Source organism: Methylobacterium sp. CCH5-D2, assembly GCF_001556475.1.
Lineage (GTDB): Bacteria > Pseudomonadota > Alphaproteobacteria > Rhizobiales > Beijerinckiaceae > Methylobacterium > Methylobacterium hispanicum.
This window is the reverse complement of record NZ_LSIX01000304.1, coordinates 1-7,647: the sequence shown is the minus strand read 5'-3', so window position 1 is coordinate 7,647 and position 7,647 is coordinate 1. Positions and strand designations below refer to the sequence as shown.

6 protein-coding genes and 1 pseudogene are annotated in these 7,647 nt (G+C 72.5%); 6 read left to right on the top strand and 1 reads right to left on the bottom strand.

What is annotated here, in order from left to right; translation table 11 throughout:
- Window positions 1–245, bottom strand: a pseudogene (locus tag AX737_RS08065) (hypothetical protein); the annotation flags it as partial.
- Between the two features lie 275 nt (window positions 246–520).
- Between AX737_RS08065 and AX737_RS08060 the strand changes: the two are divergent.
- From AX737_RS08060 to AX737_RS08035, 6 genes are all read left to right on the top strand, one after another.
- Window positions 521–1,108, top strand: coding sequence for an ANTAR domain-containing protein (locus AX737_RS08060; RefSeq protein ID WP_066920454.1), 588 nt, complete (start codon window positions 521–523; stop codon window positions 1,106–1,108).
- A gap of 4 nt (window positions 1,109–1,112) precedes the next feature.
- Window positions 1,113–2,129 (top strand): CmpA/NrtA family ABC transporter substrate-binding protein, encoded by a 1,017-nt coding sequence (locus AX737_RS08055; protein WP_066920452.1) that lies wholly within the window; start codon window positions 1,113–1,115, stop codon window positions 2,127–2,129.
- Window positions 2,130–2,179: 50 nt separating this feature from the next.
- On the top strand, window positions 2,180–2,395 hold the full coding sequence (locus tag AX737_RS08050) for a hypothetical protein (RefSeq protein WP_066920450.1): 216 nt from the start codon (window positions 2,180–2,182) through the stop codon (window positions 2,393–2,395).
- Window positions 2,396–2,856: 461 nt separating this feature from the next.
- Window positions 2,857–4,128 carry an FAD-dependent oxidoreductase gene (locus AX737_RS08045; RefSeq protein ID WP_066920448.1) on the top strand — a complete coding sequence of 424 codons (1,272 nt, stop codon included), beginning with the start codon at window positions 2,857–2,859 and terminating at the stop codon, window positions 4,126–4,128.
- An 11-nt stretch (window positions 4,129–4,139) separates the two neighbouring features.
- Window positions 4,140–5,930, top strand: a complete 1,791-nt coding sequence (locus tag AX737_RS08040) for a NirA family protein (RefSeq protein WP_066920446.1) — start codon at window positions 4,140–4,142, stop codon at window positions 5,928–5,930.
- Window positions 5,927–7,531 (top strand): sulfite reductase subunit alpha, encoded by a 1,605-nt coding sequence (locus AX737_RS08035; protein ID WP_066920445.1) that lies wholly within the window; start codon window positions 5,927–5,929, stop codon window positions 7,529–7,531. Before AX737_RS08040 ends, AX737_RS08035 begins: the two co-directional genes overlap by 4 nt.
- Window positions 7,532–7,647 lie beyond the last annotated feature (116 nt).

The following is a 7,647-nucleotide window of genomic DNA, read 5'->3' as shown; positions in this document are numbered from 1 at the left end:
ACCGGAAAGTGCTCGGCGAAGATCAGGGCGGCCGGCGGGCGCGCAGCAAGGGTCGGCAGAGCGGCCGGCTGGGCAGCGGCCGGCGCGAAGGCCTGCGCGTCGAGGCGCGGCGCGGGCGGCGGGGTTGCCGGCCCGCGGCAGAGCAGGGAGCCGGCACCGATCAGCACCGCGGTCACGAGCGTCGGCAGGAAGGGGAGGGACAGGCGCGGTCCCTGAGCGTCCCGCAGCGGGTCCTGTCCAAGCATCCGACTCACCGATCCACCTCGCGATCCGCGCCGCCGACGCCGGAGAATGCGGCTCCGTTTGCGGCGGAAGCTGGGCCGTCGCGTCTCATTGTGTAAACGCCGGGCGCTGGGCGTCGCGCGGATCGGCCAGCTGGGCGGGCACGCGGCTTGCGTCGCCCACGGCAAAGCATAAGAGCGTGTCGCGACAGCCGATCGCCACGCTTCGCCCGCCCGCCGCGGACGAGAACAATGATCGGCGCGAGAATCCTCAGGGACATGGCCGGAACCGGGCCGCGATGACAGAGACCAACCTCACCGTCGCCGTGATCGACCCGAGCCGGGCGCGCGCCGCCATCCTGGAGGAGGGTCTGCGGGCCGCCGGGATCGGCCGCGTCGTGGTCGTGCCCGACACCGCCGACCTGATGGAGCGCGTCGCCGCGCTCGCCCCCGACGTGGTGGTGATCCACCTCGAGAGCCCGAGCCGGGACATCCTGGAGCAGATGTCGAGCGTCACCCGGCAGGCGGAGCGGCCGGTGGCGATGTTCGTCGACCGCTCCGACGCCGCGATGATGCAGGCGGCGGTCGATGCCGGGATCTCGGCCTACGTGGTCGACGGGTTGAGGCCGGAGCGGATCCGCTCGATCCTCGACATCGCGATCCTGCGCCACAACGCCTTCGCGCGGCTGCAGCGCGAGCTCTCGGAGGCGCGGGGCGAACTTGCCGACCGCAAGCTGATCGAGCGCGCCAAGGGCATCCTGATGAACCTGAAGGGCCTCAGCGAGGAGGAGGCCTACAAGCAGCTGCGCCGCAAGGCGATGAACGAGAAGCGCAAGATCGCCGATATCGCCCGCGCCATCGTCACCACCGCGGACCTGCTGGGATAGGACGATGCGCCTCCATATCGGATACGTGCCGCTCTGCGACGCCGCCCCGCTCATCGCGGCGCACGCCTTCGGCTTCGCCCGGGCCGAGGGGCTCGACCTCGACCTCGCGCCCGAGCCCTCCTGGGCGACGCTGCGCGACCGGCTCGCGCTCGGCCATCTCGACGCGGCGCAGATGCTGGCGCCGCTGGCGCTCGCGAGCGGGCTCGGCCTCTCGGGGCCGCCCGCCGACCTCGCGGTGCCGCTCGGGCTCAGCCTCAACGGCAACGCGGTCACGGTGACGAACGCGCTTTGGGCGGCGATGGCGCCGGAGGGCGACGACCTCGACGCGGTCGCCGCCGCGCTCGGCCGGGTGGCGCGGGAGCGGGCCGGGTCCGGCCGGCCGCTCACGCTCGGCACCGTCCACCCCTTCTCCTGCCACACCTACCAGCTCCGGCTGCTGGCCTGCCGCGGCGGGTTCGATATGAGTCTGGTGCGCCTCGTCGTGGTGCCGCCCCAGCACAGCGTCGAGGCCCTCGAGCGCGGGATCGTGGACGGCTTCTGCGCCGGCGCGCCCTGGAACGGCGTCGCGGTGGCGGCCGGCCTCGGGCGCATCGCTGCGCTCGGCCGCGACCTCGCCCCCGACGCACCCGAGAAGGTGCTGGCGGTCTCGCGCCGGCGCGACGGGGCGACGCTGCCGCTGGTGCGCGCCGTGGCGCGGGCCGGCCTGTGGTGCGCCGAGCCGGGCAACCGCGCCGAACTCGCCCACTGCCTCGCCGGGCGCCGCTACCTCGACCTCGACGCGGAGCTGGTCGGCCGCACGCTGGCGGGCGAGCTGACGGTCGGCGCCGCGCCCCGCCGCGTCCCCGACTACATCCGCTTCGGCGCGCCCGCGCAGGCACCGGGCCCCGACCGCCTGCGCTGGCTCCTCACGCAGATGCGGGCGGCCGGGCAGCTGCCGCCGGGCCCGGACCTCGAACCCGCGGCGGCCGCCCTCTACCGGCCGGACATCCTGGCGGAGGCCCTTCCCGAAAGAACGGACTGAGCGGCCTCACGGCGCGGAACGCCGAGGCGGCCCGGACGTTGAGGACCACCATGCCCGGTTGCCGCAAGCTCGACACCTTCCAGACCGCGCCCCGTCCCACGGACGGGCGGGTCGTGTTGTCGGACTACGTCCGGCTCCGCGCCCGGGCGCCGCGGCCCGCGAACGACAACCGCCGCATGGCCGGCCCGGCGCTGTGGCACTGGGCTCTCCTGGTCGGCATCGGTCCGGCAGTCGGCCTCCTCGCGGCCTTCTCGGCCCTGCTGTGACGGCCTGACGGCGGGCGCCGACGCGCGCCCTTCTCGGATCTCCGATCCCCACCCTCGCTCGGCTGGCGAAGAACGGCGGCGCGCGCCCTAAGGCGCCGCGGCTCGGCCCGCGGATGCGTGCCGGACGAGGTGCGCACGGCCCAGGGCCGTCACCCTGCCCACATCGAATCCATGCGCCTGAATTTTGTGCAGCGCACCCGCTCGGACGGCGGCCGACCCCAGCGGGCCGCCGGGCGCCGGACCACAGGGCGGCGCGGCCCCTCGGGCAGGCCGCATCTCCTCTGGCACGGAACCTGCTCTGACGATCGTGTCCGTCAACGGCGACGGACAGCACCGTCAGCGAGGCCGCTGATCCGGTTCGCGCGTAGGGCGGTCACAGCCGCACGGGGGCGAACGGTCGGCGGCTTTTTGTTTGGCGGTTCGCCACTCCCTTCTTCCCGAGGATCGAGACCTTTCAGGCGATGGCAATTCTCCGGACGGATCCGGCGGGCGCGCAGAGTCCGCCCAGCGCGGGCGCGCCGCGCGAGCGGCTCGTGGTCGTGGGCAACGGCATGGCCTCGCTCCGCTTCCTGGAACGCCTGACCGAGGGCTCGCCCGGGCGCTACGACGTCACCGTGGTCGGCGCCGAGCCGGTCGCCGCCTACAACCGGGTGCTGCTCTCCTCGCTGCTGGGCGGCGAGGTGGACGAGGCGGCCTGCGAATTCCGGGGCCTGGACTGGTACGCCGAGCACGGCATCCGCCTGATCACCGGCGCGCCCGTCACCGCCATCGACCGCGAGAACGGTCTGGCGATCGTCGGCGAGGCCCATGTCCTGCCCTTCGACAAGCTGGTGCTGGCGGTGGGCTCGACGCCGATCCGCCTGCCGAAGCCCGGCATGGAGCTGCCGGGCGTCATCACCTTCCGCGACCTCGCCGACGTCGCGGCGATCCGCAAGGCCGCGGTGGAGCACGCCCGGGCCGTCGTGATCGGCGGCGGCCTGCTCGGGCTGGAGGCCGCGGTCGGGCTCAGTCGGCTCGGCGTCGACACCACGCTGCTCCACGTCATGGACCGCCTGATGGAGCGCCAGCTCGACCACGCGGCGGCGAACCTCGTGAAGCGCGCCATGGAGGCGCGGGGCGTGAAGGTCCTGCTCAGGGCCGACACCGCCGCGGTCGAGGGCGACGGCCGCGTCGAGCGCCTGCGCCTCGCCGACGGCACGGTGCTGCCGGCCGACCTCGTGGTGATGTCTGTGGGCGTGCGCCCCTCGGTCACGCTGGCCCGCGAGGCCGGCCTCGCGGTCGCCCGCGGCATCACGGTCGATGACCGGATGACCACCTCCGACCCGCGCATCTTCGCGCTCGGGGAGTGCGCCGAGCACCGCGGCCAGATCTACGGCCTCGTCGAGCCCGCCTACGAGCAGGCCGACACGCTGGCCCGCCACCTCGCGGACGAGGCGGCGAGCTACGTGGGCACCGCGCTCTCCACCAGCCTCAAGGTCTCGGGGCTGCCGGTCTTCTCGGCGGGCGTGGTGGACACACCGGAGGGCGCCGAGGCGGTCGTGCTCTCCGATCCCGGCGCCGGCCTCTACCGCAAGCTCCTCGTCGCGGAGGGACGCCTGATCGGCGCGGTCTTCGTCGGCGACGTCGGCGAGCAGGCCCTGTGCAAGCGTCTGATCCGCTCGGGCGAGCCGGTCGGCGACGACCTCGACGACATCATGTTCGGGCGCCCCGCGCCCCAGGCCCTCGCTGCGTGAAGGAGGCGACCATGGCTGACAACTTCAACGCCGAGCAGAAGCGCTACCTCGAAGGCTTCGCCTCCGGCATCGCGGCGGCCCGGCTGACGGGCGGCCTCGCGATCGGGCAGGGCGCGGGCGCCCCCCCGGCCGAGCCCACGGGCCCGGACGCGATCCACATCAAGGCGCAGGACCGCACCATCAAGGACGGCGGCAAGCTCTGCGACCAAGAGAAGTGGAAGCGGGCCGAGAACCCCTTCGACGGGCACAACCGCCTGAAGGCCGAGGCCGCCACCGGCAAGCAGCCCAAGCCCGAGGACAATTTCCGCTGGCGCTACCACGGCATGTTCTGGGTCGCGCCGAACCAAGTCTCCTACATGTGCCGGATCCGGGTGCCGAACGGCATCCTGCAGCACTGGCAGTTCGCCGGCATCGCCGACCTCGCCGACGCCCATGGCGGCGGCTACGGCCACGTCACCACCCGCGCCGGCCTGCAGGTGCGCGAGATCGCCCCAGAGCACGCCCAGCCCTTCCTCGACGGGCTGACCGATCTCGGCCTGACCGCGCAGGGGGCGGGCGCCGACAACATCCGCAACGTCACCGGCTCGCCCGCCGCCGGTATCGACGCGCAGGAATTGCTCGACACCCGGCCGCTCACGAAGGCCTGGCACAACTGGATCCTCAACGACCGCTCGCTCTACGGCCTGCCGCGCAAGTTCAACGTCTCCTTCGACGGCGGCGGCGTGATGCCGGCGCTGGAGGAGACGAACGACATCGGCTTCCAGGCGATCCAGGTGCTGGAGGGGGCCTCGGTCGCGCCGGGCGTGTGGATGCGCCTCGTGCTCGGCGGCATCTCGGGCCACCGGGACCTCGCCCGCGACACCGGAATCGTCCTCAAGCCCGAGGACTGCAACACGGTGGCCGACGCGATCATCCGCGTCTTCATCGAGAACGGCGACCGGACCAACCGCAACAAGGCCCGGATGAAGTACGTCCTCGACGCCTGGGGCTTCGAGAAATACCTCGCCGCCGTCGAGGAGAAGCTCGGGCGCAAGCTCGACCGCGTCGCGCCGGAGCACGTCGCGTCCCGCAAGCCGACCGACCGCTTCAGCCATGTCGGCGTGCACAAGCAGGCGCAGGAAGGCCTGAACTGGGTCGGCGTGGTGCTCCCGGTCGGTAAGATGACCACCGACCAGATGCGGGGCCTGGCGAAGATCGCGGCCGAGTGCGGCGACGGCCAGATCCGCATGACGGTCTGGCAGAACTTCATCTTCTCGGGCGTGCCGGACGCGCGCGTGGACGAGGTCGAGGCCCGGGTGCTGGCGTTCGGGCTCACCGTGAAGGCGGCCGGCATCCGCTCGGGGTTGGTGGCCTGCACGGGTGCGCGGGGCTGCAAGTTCGCCGCCTCCGACACCAAGGGCCACGCGATGATCATCGCGGAGCATGTCGAGGCGACCGTGACGGACCTCGACGTGCCGGTGAACGTGCACCTCACCGGCTGCCACCACTCCTGCGCCCAGCACTACATCGGCGACATCGGGCTGATCGGCGCCAAGGTCGTCGTCTCGGAGGAGGGCGACACCGTCGAGGGCTACGACATCGTGGTCGGCGGGGGCTTCGCCGAGAACCCGAAGATCGGCACCGAGATCTGGAAGGCGGTGAAGGCCGAGGACGCGCCCGCGCGCGTCGAGGCGCTGCTGCGCGCCTATCTCGACCGCCGCCAGGGGCCCGAGGAGAGCTTCCAGGCCTTCACCAGTCGCACCGGCGCGGAATCGCTCCGCGACGCCGCCGAGGAACAGCCCGCCCTGAAGGCCGCCGCATGACCCAGCATGTCTCGCCCCCCCTCGTCCTGATCCCCGAGACCGCGCCCTTCGACGCGGACCAGCGCGCCTGGCTCTCCGGCTACTTCGCGGCGCTGCTCGGCCCCGCCGTTCCCGGTGCCACGGCGCTGGCGCCGGGTGAGGATCCGACCGCCGGTGCGAAAAAGCTCGCCGACAACGACGACGCGCCCTGGCACGACCCGTCCATGCCGCTCGCCGACCGGATGGACCTCGCCAAGGAGCGCTCCGAGCCGCAGAAGCTGATGGCGGCGATGGCCCAGCAGGATTGCGGCCAGTGCGGCTACAACTGCGCCGACTACGCCAACGCCCTCTTCCTGAAGAAGGAGGAGCGCCTGAACCTCTGCCAGCCCGGCGGCAAGGACACGCTCCGGATGCTGAAGAAGCTGGAGGAGGAATTCGGCGCCGCCGGCGGAGCCGCGCCCGCGAAGGCCGCGGACGACGCACCCAAGGCGCCCGCCGAGCTCGGGCCGCTCGGCTACTGCCGCGAGAACCCGGTCGAGGCGACCTTCCTCTCCCGCACGCGCCTCAACGCGCCGGGCGGCGAGAAGGAGACCTGGCACATCGAGATCGACCTGAAGGGCACGCCGATCGATTACGTGGTCGGCGACTCGCTGGGGCTGTTCCCGGCCAACGCCCCGGCGCTGGTCGATGCGGTGATCGCCGAACTCGGCGCCCGCCCCGAGCGGATGATCGGCGGCAAGACCCTGCGCAACCGCCTGCTCACCGAGTACGCGCTGGGCGCGGCGCCCGACGGACTCTACCAGCTCCTCTCGCTCCTCACCTCAGGCGAGGCCCGCAAGAAGGCCCAGGCGCTCGCCTCCGGCGAGGATCCGGACGGCGACGCCCAGTATCTCGACGTGCTGGCCGCGCTCCACAAGTTCCCGGGCGCGCGCCCCGACGCCGAGGTCTTCCTCGAGGCGCTCGACGAGTTGCAGCCGCGGCTCTACTCGATCTCCTCCTCGCCGAAGATGGACGTCGGCAAGGTCTCGCTGACGGTCGATGCGGTGCGCTATAACCACCGCTCGCGGCTGCGGCTGGGCGTCGCCTCGACGCATCTGGGCGAGCGGCTCCCCGAGCAGACCAAGGTCCGGATCTACCTGCAGAAGGCGCACGGCTTCGCCCTGCCCGAGGATCTGTCGAAGGACGTGATCATGTGCGGCCCCGGCACCGGCATCGCGCCGTTCCGGGCTTTTCTCCGCGAGCGCGCCGCCACGCAGGCGCCGGGCCGCAACTGGCTGTTCTACGGCCACCAGCGCCAGGCCTCGGACTTCTTCTACCGGGACGAGCTGAACGGGCTGAAGGACGCCAAGGTGCTGAACCGGCTCTCGCTCGCCTGGTCGCGCGACGGCTCGGAGAAGACCTACGTGCAGGACCGCATGCGCGAGAACGGCGCCGAGCTGTGGAAGTGGCTGGAGGGCGGCGCCCACTTCTACGTCTGCGGCGACGCCAAGCGCATGGCCAAGGACGTCGAGCGCGCGATCATCGACGTGGCGGCCCAGCACGGTGGCAAGAACCCGGACGAGGCGGTGGCCTATCTGGCCGCGCTGAAGAAGGCCGGGCGGTATCAGGCCGACGTGTACTGATGGATGCCAACCCTCCCCCTCAGCGGGGGAGGGCCCACCAGACCGAGGACGGCGCGGGCTCGAACCGCGCCGCGCTCCCTCTCCCGTGCGGGAGAGGGTTGGGGTGAGGGATGAGA